16 protein-coding genes are annotated in these 16519 nt (G+C 65.4%); 10 read left to right on the top strand and 6 right to left on the bottom strand.

The genetic code is table 11. The annotated features are described in order from the left end of the window. Nucleotides 1–46: 46 nt before the first annotated feature. The gene (locus H6955_05305) at nucleotides 47–769 is read right to left on the bottom strand and encodes a GntR family transcriptional regulator (GenBank protein ID MCP5312950.1); all 723 of its coding nucleotides are present in this window, start codon (nucleotides 767–769) and stop codon (nucleotides 47–49) included. A gap of 232 nt (nucleotides 770–1001) precedes the next feature. On the opposite strand from H6955_05305, the gene H6955_05300 reads away from it, so the two are divergent. The 7 genes from H6955_05300 to H6955_05270 all read left to right on the top strand — a co-directional run bounded on the left by H6955_05300 (nucleotide 1002) and on the right by H6955_05270 (nucleotide 8494). Next, a complete protein-coding gene (locus tag H6955_05300; GenBank protein ID MCP5312949.1) occupies nucleotides 1002–2507 on the top strand; it encodes a tripartite tricarboxylate transporter permease in 1506 nt (501 codons plus the stop codon). Then, nucleotides 2504–2950 (top strand): tripartite tricarboxylate transporter TctB family protein, encoded by a 447-nt coding sequence (locus tag H6955_05295; GenBank protein ID MCP5312948.1) that lies wholly within the window; start codon nucleotides 2504–2506, stop codon nucleotides 2948–2950. Before H6955_05300 ends, H6955_05295 begins: the two co-directional genes overlap by 4 nt. A gap of 96 nt (nucleotides 2951–3046) precedes the next feature. Then, nucleotides 3047–4054: a tripartite tricarboxylate transporter substrate binding protein gene (locus H6955_05290; GenBank protein MCP5312947.1), complete on the top strand. Its 1008-nt coding sequence runs from the start codon at nucleotides 3047–3049 to the stop codon at nucleotides 4052–4054. 124 nt (nucleotides 4055–4178) lie between these two features. Beyond that, a complete protein-coding gene (locus H6955_05285) occupies nucleotides 4179–5636 on the top strand; it encodes an aldehyde dehydrogenase family protein (GenBank protein ID MCP5312946.1) in 1458 nt (485 codons plus the stop codon). Further along, the gene (locus H6955_05280) at nucleotides 5629–7227 is read left to right on the top strand and encodes an AMP-binding protein (protein MCP5312945.1); all 1599 of its coding nucleotides are present in this window, start codon (nucleotides 5629–5631) and stop codon (nucleotides 7225–7227) included. The genes H6955_05285 and H6955_05280 overlap by 8 nt, the downstream gene beginning before the upstream one ends. 32 nt (nucleotides 7228–7259) lie before the next feature. After that, entirely contained in the window at nucleotides 7260–7700 is a 441-nt protein-coding gene (locus tag H6955_05275) for a universal stress protein (GenBank protein ID MCP5312944.1), read from the top strand. A gap of 47 nt (nucleotides 7701–7747) precedes the next feature. After that, entirely contained in the window at nucleotides 7748–8494 is a 747-nt protein-coding gene (locus tag H6955_05270) for a sulfite exporter TauE/SafE family protein (GenBank protein MCP5312943.1), read from the top strand. Nucleotides 8495–8530: 36 nt separating this feature from the next. Here the strand turns inward: H6955_05270 and H6955_05265 are convergent, their stop codons facing one another. Further along, on the bottom strand, nucleotides 8531–9295 hold the full coding sequence (locus H6955_05265) for a hypothetical protein (GenBank protein ID MCP5312942.1): 765 nt from the start codon (nucleotides 9293–9295) through the stop codon (nucleotides 8531–8533). 118 nt (nucleotides 9296–9413) lie between these two features. Between H6955_05265 and H6955_05260 the strand changes: the two genes are divergently transcribed. From H6955_05260 to H6955_05250, 3 genes are all read left to right on the top strand, one after another. After that, nucleotides 9414–10391 carry an AAA family ATPase gene (locus H6955_05260; protein MCP5312941.1) on the top strand — a complete coding sequence of 326 codons (978 nt, stop codon included), beginning with the start codon at nucleotides 9414–9416 and terminating at the stop codon, nucleotides 10389–10391. A gap of 22 nt (nucleotides 10392–10413) precedes the next feature. Beyond that, the gene (locus H6955_05255) at nucleotides 10414–12144 is read left to right on the top strand and encodes a cobalt chelatase (GenBank protein ID MCP5312940.1); all 1731 of its coding nucleotides are present in this window, start codon (nucleotides 10414–10416) and stop codon (nucleotides 12142–12144) included. A 64-nt stretch (nucleotides 12145–12208) separates the two neighbouring features. Beyond that, the gene (locus tag H6955_05250; GenBank protein MCP5312939.1) at nucleotides 12209–12925 is read left to right on the top strand and encodes an SDR family oxidoreductase; all 717 of its coding nucleotides are present in this window, start codon (nucleotides 12209–12211) and stop codon (nucleotides 12923–12925) included. Between the two features lie 42 nt (nucleotides 12926–12967). Here the strand turns inward: H6955_05250 and H6955_05245 are convergent, their stop codons facing one another. The 4 genes from H6955_05245 to H6955_05230 are packed head-to-tail and all read right to left on the bottom strand — an operon-like array spanning nucleotide 12968 to nucleotide 16389. Beyond that, the gene (locus tag H6955_05245; protein MCP5312938.1) at nucleotides 12968–13714 is read right to left on the bottom strand and encodes a sulfite exporter TauE/SafE family protein; all 747 of its coding nucleotides are present in this window, start codon (nucleotides 13712–13714) and stop codon (nucleotides 12968–12970) included. Nucleotides 13715–13756: 42 nt separating this feature from the next. Next, nucleotides 13757–14539, bottom strand: a complete 783-nt coding sequence (locus H6955_05240; GenBank protein MCP5312937.1) for an IclR family transcriptional regulator — start codon at nucleotides 14537–14539, stop codon at nucleotides 13757–13759. 22 nt (nucleotides 14540–14561) lie between these two features. After that, nucleotides 14562–15851, bottom strand: a complete 1290-nt coding sequence (locus H6955_05235) for a TRAP transporter large permease (protein ID MCP5312936.1) — start codon at nucleotides 15849–15851, stop codon at nucleotides 14562–14564. 10 nt (nucleotides 15852–15861) lie between these two features. After that, the gene (locus H6955_05230) at nucleotides 15862–16389 is read right to left on the bottom strand and encodes a TRAP transporter small permease (GenBank protein MCP5312935.1); all 528 of its coding nucleotides are present in this window, start codon (nucleotides 16387–16389) and stop codon (nucleotides 15862–15864) included. Nucleotides 16390–16519 lie beyond the last annotated feature (130 nt).

Here is a 16519-nt window from a genome sequence, read left to right as displayed (position 1 = left end):
CCCGGATACTTCCCGCGATGGGGTGAACCCGACACTGCGGTGCGGTTCAGCGGATCTCGGTCTTGTAACTGAACCGGTCCGCGCGCCCTTTGGAGGTGCGCACCTCGATGATCTGGTTGTCGCGTGTGTAGGTCGTGCGGTTGAGCACCAGTACCGGGGTGCCCGGGCTGATCTCGAGGTGGCGCGCGGTCTGCTTGTCGGCGGCGCCGGCGGTCAGGGTCTCCTCGGCACGCACCACGGGCACCTGAAACTTCTCGACGATCAGCGCATACAGCAGGTCGGGGATATGCAGCGCCTCGTCCTCGAGGCCGGGCACGATGTCGGCGCGCCAATGCGAGTATTCGACCATCACCGGCTGGTCGTCGACGTAACCGACGCGTTCGATGTACAGCACCTGGGTATCGGCGGACACTTGCAGCTTGGCGCGCAGCGCGTTCGAGGCCTGTTCGATGTGCCGCGCCGTGGTCTCCTTGTGGATGCGGGTCGGTATGCCGTCTGCGTCGCCGTAGGTGGTGAAGCGAAACAGGCTGTTGTTGAAATCGATGTTGGACACGTAGGTGCCCTTGCCTTGGTGGCGGTACAGACGGCGTTCCCAGACGAGGTTGTCGATCGCTTTCTTGACCGTGCCCTGGCTGACGTCGAGTTGTCGGGCCAGCTGCGGTTCGGACGGGATCAGATCGCCGGGCACCAGGGTGCCGCTGTCGATCAGTCCGCGGATGTGGTCCTCGACCACCTGATAGAGCGGTTTGGCCGTTCGGCCCCGGCCCATAGGCACATTCACCCCAGTAGCTCCTCCGGTCGGAAAACGGCGACGAATCACGGCATTAGCGGAAATGCTGCGTCGCAATAGTATAGGTGATCTAGATGATTCGGCCGAAGAATTCCTTGACAGTGCATCGGCACGGGGCTAAACCCTTCCCCTACAAATAGGTCATGTATATGACCTATATAAGAAGCCGGCGATGCATGGCGCAGCCGCCGGCGGGCAGAGAGGAGGGGGTGTGGAATTCATCCACTACTTCGGTGATGTCTTCACGCCGGTGAATTTCCTGATCCTGGTGTTCGGCACCATTGGCGGGCTGTTGCTCGGCGCGACCCCGGGCCTGAGTCCGACGATGGCGGTCGCGCTGCTGATCCCGTTCACCTTCCAGATGGAACCGGCCGCGTCGCTGATCATGCTCGGAGCGGTATACACCGCGACGGTCGCCGGCGGTGCGGTCAGCGGCATCCTGGTCAACATCCCCGGCGCACCGGCGAACATCGCGACCGTGATGGATGGCTATCCGATGGCCCGACAGGGACGTGCGACCGAGGCCCTGCACTACTGTTTCATCAGCTCGCTGATCGGCGGAGTGATCGGCGTGATCCTGCTGATCTTCTTCACCCCGCCGTTGGCGGAACTGGCGCTGCGCTTCGGACCCGCGGAGCTGTTCTGGATCGCGATCTTCGGCGTGACCATCATCGCGTCGATCGGCGGCGGCTCGGTGATCAAGGGCCTGATCGCCGGTGCGGTCGGTCTGTGGCTGTCGACGATCGGCTACAACCCGGTGCTCGGCACCGAGCGGTTCGTGTTCTCCGAGCATCTCGCCGGCGGCATCCACGTGATTGCCGCGTTGATCGGGCTGTTCGCGATCCCCGAGGTGCTGACCCTGGTCGCCGGCGCCAGCGCGTCGCGCGGCAAGGTCGAGTACGCCGACCTCTCGAACCACAGCGTCTGGCGCTCGTTCGCCTACAACATCCGCCGCGTCAAGGCGCTGACCATCGGCTCGGTGGTCGGCAGCATCGTCGGTGTGATCCCCGGCGCCGGCGGCCAGATCGCCGGCCTGGTCGCCTACGACCAGACCAAGAAGATGAGCCGTGATCCGAGCGCCTTCGGCAAGGGCGAACCGGACGGCGTGATCGCCGCCGAGAGCGCGAACAATGCGATGGTCGGACCGTCGTTGGTGCCGTTGTTGACGCTCGGCATTCCGGGTAGCCCGACCGCCGCGGTATTGCTCGGCGGCCTGCTCATCAACGGCCTGTTTCCCGGTCCGGATCTGTTCAGCACCCACGGCCGGGTCACCTGGACCTTCATCGACTCGTTGTTGGTGGGCCAGGTGCTGATGATGGTGTTCGGGCTGATGATCGCCCGCTACAGCGTGTTCGTCACACGCATCCCGAAACACATGATGGCCGCGGCGGTGATCGTGCTCGCGATCTTCGGCACCTATAGCGTGCAGAACAGCGTGTCCGATGTGATCGTGATGCTGGTCCTCGGCGTGTCGATGTACTTCGCGTCGCGGATCGGTTTCAGTGCCGCGCCGCTGGTGCTGGGCCTGATCCTCGGTCAGCTCACCGAGACCAATTTCCTGCAGGGCCGCATGATCGCCGGCGACGAGGCGTGGAGCTATTTCTTCGCCGGTCCGATCAACAAGATCGTGATCGCGTTGTGCTTCGTCTCGATCGCCTACAGCATCGTCAGTGAACGCAAACAGATTCGCCGCCGGCGACAGGAGGCGGGCGCATGATCGTTTACGGACGACGGCTGCTGGTCGCCGCGCTGGTGACGCTGGTCGCCGGGCTGATCTTCAAGGTCAGCTATTTTCAGGACAACGCCGAGGCCTATCTGTTTCCTGCGGTGGTCGCGGGCGCGATGCTGGCGTTCAGCCTGGTGTCGCTGGCGCGCGAGGCGTTCAACCTGTGCGTCGACGATTTCCAACCGTTTCCGTTCGGGCGCCAGTGGCCGGCCATCCTGATGATGGCGGCTGGCGTGGCGCTGATCGAGACGCTGGGCATGTACGCGACGACCTTCCTGGTGCTGCTGCTGGTGACCTATTGGTACTCGCCACAGGAGCAGGGCGCCCGACGCGCGCTGCACAGCCTGGCGATGGCCGTCGGTTTCACGTTGGCGATGTATGGGCTTTTTTCGCTACTGCTGAAGGTGCAGGTGCCGAGAGGTTGGCTGATCTGAACGGCCTGCAGTCCGGAGGTGCGGGCCGGCGTCGTTCGGTCGCATAACAAGCCCCCGCCGCAGGGGGCGACGATAAATCAGTGAGGAGGAACGTAGATGAAACGATTTGTTCAGAAACTCGCCGTGAGTGCGGCCGCCGTGGTTGCCGGTGTCTCGTTCGCGGCCGGGTCCGCGATGGCGGAGTATCCCGACCGGCCGATCAGCGTGATCGTATCTTATGGCGCCGGTGGCGCGACCGACTTCCAGGCACGCATCGTGACGATGATGTCGGCCAAGGAGGACAAGGACGGCAAGGGGGTCTACCTGAACGGCCAGCCGATGGTGATCGTCAACCGGCCGGGCGCGGGCGGGCAGGTTGGCTGGAACAAGTTCGTACAGCAGGCAAAGGCCGACGGCTACGAACTGGCCGCTTACAACGTGCCGCATTTCATTGCCCAGTCGATCGTGTTTCCCAAGAAGGTCAAGTACAACATCGACAACCTGGAGCCGATCGCGAACTGGGGTGCGGATCCCGCGGTGCTGATCGTCAACAAGGACAGCCCGTTCAACTCGCTCAAGGACTACCTCGACTACGCGAAGGCCAACCCGGGCAAGCTCACGGTATCGGGCGCCGGTCTGTATGTCGGGCATCACATCGCCAACCTGCAGCTGGACAAGGCGGCGGGGGTCGAGACCAAGTACGTACCCTCCGGTGGTGGCGTCAAGGCAATGCAGTTCGTGCTGGGTGGCCAGACGATGGCCGGCTTCAACAACCTCTCGGATGCGTACCGCAACCGCGATCGCCTGAAGATACTTGCGATCGCCGATCTCGAACGGAACGAGTTCCTGCCCGACGTGCCCACCTTCAAGGAGCAGGGCGTCGACGTCGACGACAGCAGCGTGAACTTCCGCGGCATCATGGCGCCGGGCGGAACGCCCGAACCGGTGCTGACGATGCTCGCCGACAAGGTGCCGGCGATGTTTCAGGACAGCAAGGTGATCGGCAAGATGAAAGAGGGTGGCTCGCCGATGCGGGTGATGAACAGGGCGCAGGTGCAGAAGATGTGGAAGGAGCGTCAGGCCTACCTGACCGACCTGCTCAAGGATCTGCGTCAGGAAAATTGACCCGGTGCGGGGGACGAACCCAGGCTGCGCGGTTCGCCCCCCACCGCGTCGATCGATGCAGCAGTAACGTTTTATCGCGGGCCCGGTGTGCGACAGGCATAGGGTCCAGCCAGGGAATCGAAGCATGCCGACGAATGCGACATTGCGACCGGCGGACGCCGAGCAGGAACAGGTGGAAAAGACCGTTGCGGAACTGGTCGCGCGGGCGCGTACCGCCCAGGCGGTGTATGCCGGATACGACCAGGCCGCGGTCGACGAGGTCGTCACCGCGGTTGCCTGGACCCTGCTCGAGCCGGCCAACAATCGGCGACTTGCCGAACAGGCGGTTGCCGACACCGGGCTCGGTCGGGTAGCGGACAAGATCACCAAGAACCATCGCAAGACGCTGGGTCTGCTGCGCGACCTGAAGCGCGCCCGCAGCGTCGGTGTGGTCGCGGAGTACCCGGAGCAGGGACTGATCGAGATCGCCCGACCGGTCGGTGTGGTCGGCGCGGTCGTGCCGTCGACCAACCCGGTGGCGACGCCGTACAACAAGACGCTGAATGCGCTCAAGGGCGGCAACGCGGTGATCCTGGCACCCTCGCCCAAGGGCAACGCGGTGTGCGACGAGATCGTCGCACTGATGCGCGGCGCCCTGTTGCGGGTCGGTGCCCCGGGGGACCTGGTGCAGAAACTGCCGGGGCCTGTGTCCAAGGCCGCAACGCACGCGATGATGCGTCAGGTCGACCTGGTGGTCGTGACCGGTTCGCAGAGCAACGTGCGTGCGGCCTATACCAGCGGTACGCCGGCGATCGGTGTCGGTGCCGGCAATGTGCCGAGCATCGTCGACGAGACCGCCGACCTGGATGCCGCGGCCGCGAAGATCATTGCGTCGAAGACGTTCGACAATGCGACCAGCTGTTCGTCGGAAAACAGCCTGATCGTCGTCGACCCGGTGTATGCGCCGATGTTGGATGCGCTCCGGGCGGGCGGCGCCCGCCTGCTGGACGCAGACGAGAAGGAACGGCTGCGCGAGGTGATGTGGGTCGATGGCCGGCTGACCGCGCAGGTCACCGCGAAGTCGGCGGACGAGATCCTCGACCTCGCCGGCATCGATCGTCATGGCCGGTCGGTCACTGCGATCCTGGTCGAGGAGGCGGTACCCGATCGCCGTAGCAAGTTCAGCGACGAGAAGCTCAGTCCGGTGTTGACGGTATATCGAGCGCGCGACTTCACCGCGGCCGGCGACATCGCGGCGGCGGTGCTCGAGATCAAGGGCAAGGGACACTCGGTCGGTGTGCACACCGAGGACGACCGGAGACCGCTCGAACTCGGCCTGAAGCTGCCGGTGTGCCGCGTGATCGTGAATCAGGCGCACTGCTTCGCCACCGGTGGCGCGTTCGACAACGGTCTGCCGTTTTCGCTGTCGATGGGTTGTGGTACCTGGGGCGGCAACAACATCTCGGACAACATGAACTACCGCCATTTTCTGAACACCACGCGCATCGCGCGAACCATTCCGCCGGACGAACCGACGCTCGACGACATCTTCGGTGACTACTGGCGAAAGTTCGGTGTCGAACCCGGCGCCGACGATGCATGAGGAAAGCGCGATGAACACCGTGAATCATTTCGTCGATCGATATGCGGACGCGCAGCCGGGCAAGACGTTCCTGGTCGCGCCGGAGATCAACAGGTCGATGAGTTACGCGGCGCTGCGTGAACACGCACGGAGCATCGCCGCTCATCTCGACGCACTCGGCGTGGCGCGCGGTGAAAAGGTTGCCTTCCTGCTGCCGAACGGGTACTGGACCTGCGCCTTGTTCGTCGGCGTGATGTACAGCGGTCGCGTGGTGGTGCCATTGAACGCCGTGTCCGGTGACGCCGCGTTGTCGTACGTGATCGAGCATTCCGACTGTCGCGCCCTGTTCGTCGACGACAGTTATGCCGGCAAGCTGGCCAGAGTGCTGGACGACCGGCCCGAGGCCGTGCAGCTGATCCACACCTCGGTGAATACGGGGCCGGAATGGCCGGATGGAACGCTCGCGCCCGCCGACCCGCTGCCGCCGGACGAAGAGACGGATGCACTGCTGATCTACACCTCGGGCACCACCGGCCGGCCGAAGGGCGTCCTGCTGAACCATCGCAATGCCGTTGCCGGCGGCCGCAACACCATGCTCGCCCATCAACTCGGCGAGACCGACCGTGCGCTGTGCGTGTTGCCGCTGTATCACATAAATGCCGAGATGGTCACGGTGATGGGCCCGCTGGTCAGCGGCGGCAGTGTCGTGATGCCGCAGCGTTTCAGCACCTCCGCGTTCTGGCAGACCGCGGCGCGCTATGCCTGCACCTGGTTCAGCGTCGTGCCGACGATCATCGCCTATCTGCTCGAACACGCCGAGCGCGAGGGTTTCGATCGCGATGCACTCGGCGGCCTGCCGTATCTGCGTTTCGGCCGTTCCGCGTCCGCGCCGCTGGCACCGGAGATGCACCGTGCGTTCGAGGAGCGCTTCGGGATACCGATCGTCGAGACCATGGGGTTGACCGAGACCGCGGCGCAGATCCTGTCCAACCCGATGCCACCGGCCAGGCCGAAGTACGGTTCGCCGGGCGTGGCGGTCGGCAACGAGGCGAAGATCATCGACGAACACGGCAACGAGTGTCCGCCGAACTGTCCAGGTGAACTGGTGATCCGCGGCGACAACGTGACCCGCGGTTACTACAAGAACCCGGAGGCCACCGCGGAGGCGATCGAGCCGGACGGCTGGCTGCACACCGGCGATGTCGCGGTAAAGGACCCGGACGGCTTCTTCTTCATCACCGGGCGGATCAAGGAGCTGATCATCAAGGGCGGCGAGAACATCGCGCCGCGCGAGATCGACGAGGTGTTGTACGAGCATCCCGCGGTACTCGAGGCGGCCGGGTTCGGCATGCCGGATACCATGTACGGCCAGGAGGTGATGGCCTGTGTCGCGCTCAAGCCGGGGGTGTCGTGCAGCGAGCGGGAGTTGACCGAACTGACCCAGGCGCGCCTGGGCGCGTTCAAGTCACCGAAACGGGTGTTCATCCTCGACGAGCTGCCGAAGGGCCCTTCGGGCAAGATCCAACGGCTCAAACTGGCCGACATGATCCAGGGGCAGCTCGCAATCCTGCGCCAGGGTTCGCGCACCGCCGGTCCCGATGCGCGGCGTTGAGCCAACTGACCGACTGATCAACGGAGACGCCGATGTTTGACAAGGTGCTGGTGGCACTCGACGGGTCGGAGCACGCGGCCCGTGCGCTGGACATGGCGGCCGGCCTGAGCCGACGTTGCGATGCGACCCTGGTGTTGTTTCACGCGGTCGAGGTCAGCGCCTTCCGCAGCGACTACGACATCCGCGTGATCGAATCGGCGCGCGAGGTGTACCGCAAGATCGGTCGTGATCAGGCCGAGTCGATCATGCAGGACGCGGAGACCAGGGTGCGGGCGGCCGGCGTCGAACGCATCGAACGGTTGATCGGCGAGGGTGACCCGGTCAAGGCCCTGCTCGCCGCGGTACGCGCGTCGCCGGTCGACCTGATCGTGGTCGGCACACGCGGCCTGACCGGCCTGCGCGAGATCGCGATGGGCAGCGTCGCACACAAGGTCAGCGTTGCTGCACCGTGCCCGGTGATGATCGTCAAGTGATGGGCGATGCGCGGCCCTGTCGCGCGCTGGCACCCGGCTGATCGATAGTGAACGGCGATCCGGCGACGATCGCGCTGCTGTTCGGCGTGCTGATGGTGGCCGGCGTCGTCAAGGGCACGATCGGCTTCGGTCTGCCGCTGGTCGCGGTGTCGATCCTGATGCAGTTCCTGAGCAAGGAGTGGGCACTGGCATTGATGATCCTGCCGGTCGTCCTCAGCAATCTGTTCCTCGGTGTCGAGGGGCGTCTTTTTCTACCGTCGCTGCGCCGTTTCTGGCCGGCCATCGTGGCGCTGTGTGTCGGCATCATGCTCGGTGCGCACAGCCTGGGTGCGCTGCCCCAAGAGGCGTTCTCGATGATCATCGGCCTGGTGGTGATCGGGTTCGCGCTGGCGGAGCAGTTCCGGCTGGTGTTGCCGGTCTCCCCGGCGCGGGAACGCAGTGTCGGTGTCGCAGCCGGCCTGGTCGGCGGCCTGCTCGGCGGTGTGTCGACCGCGTTCGGCCCCCTGTTGATCATGTACCTGACGGCGCTGCGCCTCGACAAGGCGGCGTTCATCGCCGCGATCGGCGCGATCTGGACCTTCGGTTCGCTGGCCCTGATCGTTGCGTTCAATCGGGCCGGCATCCTGGTCGGCGAGCGGTTCGCCTGGTCGTTGGCCGCCTGTCTGCCGGTCGGTATCGGCCTGTGGGTCGGCAGCCGGCTGCGCGGCCGCATAGCGCAAGGCCCGTTTCGACGGCTGGTGACGGTCGCCTTGTTCCTGCTCGGCGCGAACCTGATCCGACGGGCGCTGACCTGACGTGCTCGACGCGCTGCCTGCCGCTGCGACGGGCGTTCAGCCGGGTGGCCGCCGGCCGACGACCAGTTGGCCGGCGTCGTCACACGCGAACAGCGTCGCATCACCCTCGCGGACCTGTTCGCGCAGCAGCTGATCGAAGAGTCGCCGCGGCCACCAGTCGGTCTCGGCGAGCACCTGCCGTGCGGCATCGCCGTCGGTGCTTACCGGTGTCGCGCGATCCAGCAGCGCCGGAAGACGCTCGCGGTAGGCCGCCGCCGCGTGCGCCGCGTAGTCACCGTAGCGCTGACTCGGCGCCGGGTGGTCGAGTTGCCGCAGGGCGAGCAGATGACCGCTGGACAGGTTGAACACCGGCAGCGTCGGACACAGGTAGAACAACAGCCGACTCGCCGCGGCCTCGCTGTGCATCGAGCCGAATCCATGGGTCGCGAGGTGTTCCACCCAGGCCCTGGCAAGTGCGGCCCGGTCGTCGGCTGTCAGCTGCCCCAGGGTCGTCCAGCGCAGGGCGACCTCGCCGCGGATGAAGTCATCCAGCGCCGCGGCGATCTGCTCAGCGCCGCAGGCGCGCATCCGGGTCAGCCGCTGGACGTGCCAGAGCATGTCCACATAGGTCTTGTCGATCAGCCGGCGGCCGGCGTTCAGCCAGTCGTGGGCCGCGGCGTGAAGCAGGCCGCCGTAGAACAGCTCGAGCAGTCCGGCGTCGCTGGTGCGGCGGTCGTGGCCGGACGCGAAATCCGGGAAAGGCGCCTGCCAGCGCTGCAGTGCGGTCGCATGGGCCCGGTCCAGCCCGTCTTCTGTGGACATTGGCATTAAAAATGATATAAATCGTCTCGATTATTGTCTATGCTTTCCGCGAAGTCCAACGGCATCCGCGTGTGGCACCGCCGCTGGACCAGGTCAGCGAATCACAGCGAGGTGCAGCGTGACGGCGATCTCCGAACTCCGGCCCGATGTCCGGGTCCCGGTGCGCGAGGTGTTCGGCATCGATACCGATCTGCAGGTGCCGGCATTCAGCGAGCGCGACGAACACGTGCCGGAGGTCGACCCGGCGTACCGCTTCAACGCCGACGTGACCCTGGCGATCCTGGCCGGGTTCATGCGCGACCGGCGGGTGATGGTGCAGGGCCTGCACGGGACCGGGAAGTCGACCCACATCGAGCAGGTCGCCGCGCGTCTCAACTGGCCCTGTGTACGGATCAATCTCGACGGCCATATCTCGCGCCTCGATCTGGTCGGTCGCGATGCGATCGTGCTGCGCGACGACAAGCCGGTCACCGAGTTCCAGGAAGGCATCGTGCCCTGGGCCCTGCAGCGGCCGGTTGCGCTGATCTTCGACGAATACGACGCCGGTCGCCCGGACGTGATGTTCGTGATCCAGCGCATCCTAGAGCGTGACGGCAAGTTCACGCTGCTCGATCAGAACAAGGTCATTCGACCGAACCCGTTTTTCCGACTGTTCGCGACGTCGAACACCGTGGGTCTCGGGAATCTGAACGGTCTCTACCATGGCACCCAGCTGCTCAACCATGCGCAGATCGATCGCTGGAACATCGTCGCCACGCTGAACTATCTGCCGCGCGACGAAGAGATCGCGATCATCCAGGCGCGCGTGCCCGGCATGACCGACCGTGCGCTGCTCGAGGCCATGGTCGCGCTCGCGGAACTGACCCGCAACGGATTTGCCGCCGGTGACGTCTCGGTGCTCATGTCTCCGCGCACCCTGATCACCTGGGCCGAGAACTGCGAGATCTTCGAAGACCCCGTGCTGGCGTTTCGGCTGTCGTACCTGAACAAGTGCGACGAGGCCGAGCACCCGATCGTTGCAGAGTATTTTCAGCGTTGCTTCGATCGCGAGCTGGCCCCGGTGCAGGTCCGGAGTCTGCAGGCGGTCAACGGTTAGCGTCGGTCGCGGTCGCACCGGGATGGATGCGGTACAGCAACGCGTACGCGAACAGCGGCACTGGGAGGCGCTGTGCGGTGCCGCGGTACGCGCACTCACCGGCGAGCCGGCGCTGGATGTGCGCGCCCGCGCCCTGTACCGGGGTCAGGCTCGCCTCGCGCTGCACGCGCCGCATCTGTCGACGCCGCCGGCGCACGACGACCCGGTCGGTCGGCGCGGTATCGCCGACGGCATGGCATTGCGCTGGTGTCTTTCCGACTGGCAGCTGCATCGTGCACACCAGCCGGCGGCACCCGTTCAGCGACTGGTGTTCGAACTGCTCGAGCAACTGCGCGTCGAGGCATTGGTACCCGCGCATCTGCCGGGCATGGCACAGAACCTGGTACGGCGGTTCAGTGACTGGTCGCGGGCGTTTCATCATGCAGGCCTGAGTGACACCGCGCTTGGCAACCTGCTGTACACGGTGGCGCAGGTCTGCTGGGCGCGGCTCAACGCCCGACCGGTACTCGAAGAGACCGCGGATTTCATCGAGGCCACGCGCGCCGGCATCGTGCCGCTGATCGGCCACGACCTGGCGGCGTTGAAGCGCCACCTTCGAGATCAGGCAGCGTACGCCGACGCGGCACTGTCGATTGCACGCACCGTGGACGCACTGATCGGCGCCGCCGGTGGCACCGCGCGCGACGCCGTGGTCACGCCGCCCGACGACAGGCGACTGCGCAGCCGTCTCAGGTTGCTGCTCGATTTCGAAGACAGCGACGCTGCGGATTCCGCGGCGGTCACCGATGGCCGGCGCAGCCCGTCGCAGTCGGGCGACGACGGTTATCGCGTGTTCACGTCCCGATACGATACCGAGGTCGACGCCGCGACCCTGGTACGCCCCGCCATGCTGGGGGAACTGCGCGCTCGACTGGACCAGCGGGTCCGCGCGCAGCGGATCAATGTGCTGCGTCTGGCACGGCAACTGGCGGCCGTGTTCGCAGAACCGGCGCGCGACGGCTGGACCTTCGGTGAGGAGGAGGGTCGGATCGACGGCCGGCGACTCGCCCAGCTCGTCAGCTCGCCTGCGGAACGACGCCTGTTCCGCGGTGAGCACTGGCAGCCCCGGCCACGCGCCCAGGTAAGCCTGCTGATCGACTGTTCCGGCTCGATGAAGGCACATATCGAGCCGGTTGCGGTGTTCGTGGATGTGTTCGGCCGGGCCTTGTCGCAGGCCGGTGTCGGGGTCGAGGTCCTCGGGTTCACGACCGGGGCCTGGAACGGTGGGCGTGCGCAGCGCGACTGGCTGGCCAGCGGGCGGCCGGCGCGGCCGGGACGGCTCAACGAGGCGCGCCACATCGTGTACAAGGATGCGGACAGCTGTTGGCGCACCGCGCGTCCTGCGCTGGCCGCGATGCTGAAGCCCGACCTGTTCCGCGAGGGCATGGACGGCGAGGCGGTCGACTGGGCCTGCGGCCGCATGGGTCGGCGAGCGGCGTCGCGACGCATCCTGATCGTCGTCTCGGACGGCTGCCCGATGGATGCGGCGACTGGCCTCGCCAACGACCCCCTGTATCTCGAACGGCATCTGCAGGCCGTTGTCGCGCGCCGCGAACGCGAGGCCGAGATCGAGATCATCGGTCTTGGAGTGGGCCTGGACCTCAGTCGCTACTACCGCCGCTGCCTGGCACTGGACCTGTCGAAGGGACTCACCAACAGCGCAGTGGCAGAGACGGTTGCGTTGTTGGCAGGGCGCCGAGACGCCAGGCGCTGACGCTGGGGTGGGGTCGGTTCACGGTGACTCGCCGGGCATGATCCGGTCGACGGAGAGGTGACGGGTGGATGAGCAGAAGACAGTGGTGGTCGCCGGCGGTGGTTCCGGTATCGGCAAGGCGGTCGCCCGGGCGTGTGCGCAGGCGGGCTACGCGGTCGCCGTGCTGGGCAGGACCGGCGCGCGCCTCGATGCGACCCGGGACGAACTCGTAGCATTGGGTGCCCGGTCGATCGCGATCGTCGCCGACCTCGCCGACGAGCCCCAGGTCGAACGCGCATTCGCGGAAGTCGACCGTTTCTCGCCACGGCTCGATGTGCTGGTCAACTCGACCGGCGTGTTCGCCTATCGCCCGGTGACGGAGATGACGCTGGAGACCTGGGATCGCGTCATCGCCTCGACATTGACGGCACCGTTTCTGTGCGCGCGCGAGGCCTTCAGGCGGATGCAGCGTCAACGCAGTGGCCGGATCATCAACATCGGTTCGACCTCCGCGAAACGGGTCAGGCCCGATGCGATCGCATACTCGGCGGCCAAACACGGTATCTGGGGGCTCACCCAGTCGCTGGCGCTGGAGGGCCGGCCGCACCGCGTGAACTGCACCTGCATCAATCCCGGCAGGGTCAGTGTCGAACGCGTCCATCTGGATGGCTGCGACGAACCCGCGATGTCCGTCGACGAATTCGCCACGGTGGTGTTGAGCGTCTGTCAATTGCCCGATCATGTGAATCTGCTCGAGGCGACGGTGATGCACCAGGGCCAGCCATTCGTCGGGCGCGGTTGACAGGATCCGCGGGGACCGCTCTGCGATGCCGTTCTGACGCGATCAGAGTTTTCCGACGATCAGCGACACACCGAGCACGCACAGCAGCGCGAAAGCGAAGCGGCGCATCGTCTGATCGGACACCGGTGGTGGAAAGCGGCGCGCGATGATCGTCGCAATCACGGTGATCGGTATGCTGATCAGGCTCAGCTGAAGCACCAGTCCGGAGATGTTGCCGTTGTAGGTTTCGATCGCGATGCGGGTCAGCGGCATGATGCCCAGGATTGCCAGCAAAGTCGTACGCACGACGGCGAACGCCAGTGGCTGACGGTAGAGGTGGATCACCAGCGGCGGGCCGCCCGCACCAAACAGACCGCTGAGCAGGCCGGCGAAGCCGCCGGCGATGAAATGCACGTAGTTCGGTGAGACCTTTGGCAATGGATGCGGATGGATCATCAACAGCGCACCACTGCCGAGTATCACGATACCCAGAAGCATCTCCAGCAGGTCGATCGACTGGTTGCTGAGGTGGTGGAGTATCGCCAGTCCGATGCCGACCACGGTGAACACGCCGAGTGAGGCGTACACCAGGATCCTGATATCGACGTGCGCGTGCTGGCGATGCACTGCGACCGCGGTGTTGGCCAGTGCCAGGAAACTCACCACGTTGGCGGAGAACGCCACCGGGGCCAGTCCCAGCGCGGTCGCACCGCCGGTCACGATCATCGCGATCGCAAAACCGGACACCGTCTGGATATAGCTGCCCAGCGCCACGAGACCCAGGAACATCAGCAGCGACGGCGTATCCAATGCGAGTGTCCGGTTGCGGTGGGATGCGGCGGGTCGGAGCGATCAGGCCGGGTCGTCGTCCGTGCCGCAGTAGCTCGCCGCCATCGCCGCCGCTGCCTGGCGCAGGGAAGGCACGTACTGACGCAGTGCCTCGAGCGGTTTGCGCACGGTCGGCGCATGTACCGCGATCGTGAAGCAGATCCGGTTGGCGGCGTTGAACACGGGTACGGCGACTGCGGCCATGCCCGCCATGAATTCCTCGTTGTCGATTCCGACACCGTCTTTCTCGATGCGCTGCAGCTCCTGCATCAACAGGTCGGGATCGGTGATCGTGCGGTCGGTAAAGCGTTTCAGCGGCGCTGCGCCGATCAGGCGGCGGCGCTGCGCTGCCGGCATGTGGGCGAGGAACAGCTTGCCGCTGGCGGTGCAATGCAGGGGCAGCTGCGAGCCGACGGGTAGCTGGATACGGAACGGCCAGTTGGCTTCGACACGGTCGAAATAGACCGTGTGATCACCGTCGAGCATCGTGCAGTTGCAGGTCTCGCCGACCTCCTCGGACAGCGCCCGGAGAATGGCATGGCGCGGAGCCCCGAGCGCCCTGTTCGAGATCAGGTTCAGCGCCATGTCGCGGGCGCGCGGGCCGGGCAGGTAGCGCCGGTGCATGGGTTCGCGCTGCAGCAGGCCTTCCTCCTCCAGCTGCTGAAGGATGCGGTTGACGGTGGGTTTCGGCAGCCCGAGCTCTGCGATCAGGTCCGTGGCCGATATCGGACGCAGCGCCTGCACGACCTTTTCCAGCACGATCAGGCCGCGCAGGATGGTGGGGTGGCCGCTCTTCTCTGTTGTCATCGGGTCAACCGCTTTCATGTACTCAGCCCGTCCCGCCGAACTGCAGCAAGAAGGTCGACAGCGGCGGCCAGAACGCAATGATCATCCATGCCGCGAGCAGCGCGAACAGGTAGGGCAGCACGAAGCGGACGATCGTGAAATAGGGTATTCCGGTGATGCCGCTCGCCACATACAGGTTGAGGCCGTAAGGCGGCGTGATAAAGCCGATGGCATCGCCAACGAGGAAGATTACCGCGAAATGGATCGGGTCGACACCTGCGCTGTAGGCGATGGGCGCAAGGATCGGCGCCAGGATGATGGTGTTGGGGAGGCTCTCCAGCACGGTGCCGGCGGCCAGCACCATGAACATGCAGGCCAGGAGCACGAACACCGGGTCGCCCAGATTGGCCATCCAGCCATTCACCACCTCGCCGGCGCCGAGCAGCGAGAGCAACTGCTGCATGACCACCGACACGGCGATCAGCGGGGCCAGCATGCCGTTGATCTGCCCCGAACGCATCAGCACGTCCGGCAACGCCTTGAGCTTGATTTCGCGGGTGATGAGAACGCCGGCGATCAGGCAGAATCCCACCGTGACACCGGCCGCCTCGGTCGGCGAGAAGGCACCCGAATAAATCCCGTAGACGACGATCGCGATGGCGATGAAGCCAAGATAGGCCTTCACGCCCGCCTTCATGATCTTGCCGGGCTCGAACGGGATCAGGTGGCCCCACTGCCGCTTCCGGCACGCATAAAAGCATGCACCCTGCATCGCGATGACCATCAGGATGCCGGGCAGCATGCCGCCGATGAACAGGTCGCTGATCGGCAGGTCGAGCAGAAAGCCGTAGACGATGAAGATGATGCTCGGTGGAATGATGATGCCGACCGTGCCGCCGGCGGCGGCCGTGGCGGCGGCAAAGCGCGGATCGTAACCGTTCCTGGCCATTTCCGGCTGCATGATGGAGCCGATCGTGGCGGTGGTGCCCGCATTGGAGCCGGAGATCGCGGCGAACATGCCGCTGGCGCCGATGGTCGCCATGCCGAGACCGCCACGCACCCAGCCGAGCATCAGGTGTGCGAAGTCCGACATCCGCTTGGCGATCCCGGCGGCGTTGATCAGGTCACCCGTGAGGATGAACAGTGGCAGCGCCAGCAGGCCGAAGAAGTTCAAACCCTCGAACAGCGTCACGCCGACGTTGGCCAGCGTGAAGTCGATCACCAGGCTGCAGCCGACCACCCAGAATCCGATCACCAGGAAGATGGGTACGCCGAGGATGAACAGCAGGGTGACGCCGATGGAAATGAGTGCGATCAGAGTACCGTTGTCCATGTCCGCTCTCCTAGTCCAGCAGCGAGGCCTGCAGGATGAAGGGTTCGTGCCGGCGGAATCGCCGGAAGTCCTCTGCCAGGTTCTGCATCACGCGCAGGATGATCAGCCCCCAGGCGAGCGGGGTCGCGAGGTAGAACCACCACTCCATGACGTTGTCGGTGCCACCGACGATCGCGAAGTTGTCGTAGGCGAGCCAGGTCTGCTCGTAGGTGAAGTACACGACGATGCAGCCGAACACCACCCACAAGACGGCGTCCAGCAGGAGACAGGCGAACTGGGCCTTGTAGGGAAGGCGCGAGCGCACCTCGGTCAGGGCCAGGTGATTGCGCTTGCGCACGTTGTACGAGGCACCGAACCAGGTGACCCAGAGAAACAGCAGGACCGGGACCGTGGTGCTCCATGCGACCTGCTCGTTGAACAGGAAGCGTCTTATCACCTCGACGAAGATGATGCCGGCCATGCCGGTGTAGGAGATCAGGATGATGGTCTTCTCCGTGTTTCTGTCGAGCCATCCGAGCAGTGCTTTGAGAAACGTCATGGTCTTCCCCCGTTGCGACGAGAGGTGATCATCGGGGCGGTCGGCGATGATCGGGGTGTCACCGGCCGGTACCCGGCCGTGAACGCGTCAACGTCACCGGCAGGCGGGTGCCCGCCTGCCGGACGACCGC

The sequence above is a fragment of the Chromatiaceae bacterium genome, from assembly GCA_024235395.1.
In the GTDB taxonomy this organism is placed as follows: Bacteria; Pseudomonadota; Gammaproteobacteria; order Chromatiales; family Chromatiaceae; genus Thiosocius.
Note: the sequence above shows the minus strand (reverse complement) of the source record. Positions and strands in the feature narration are given on the sequence as shown.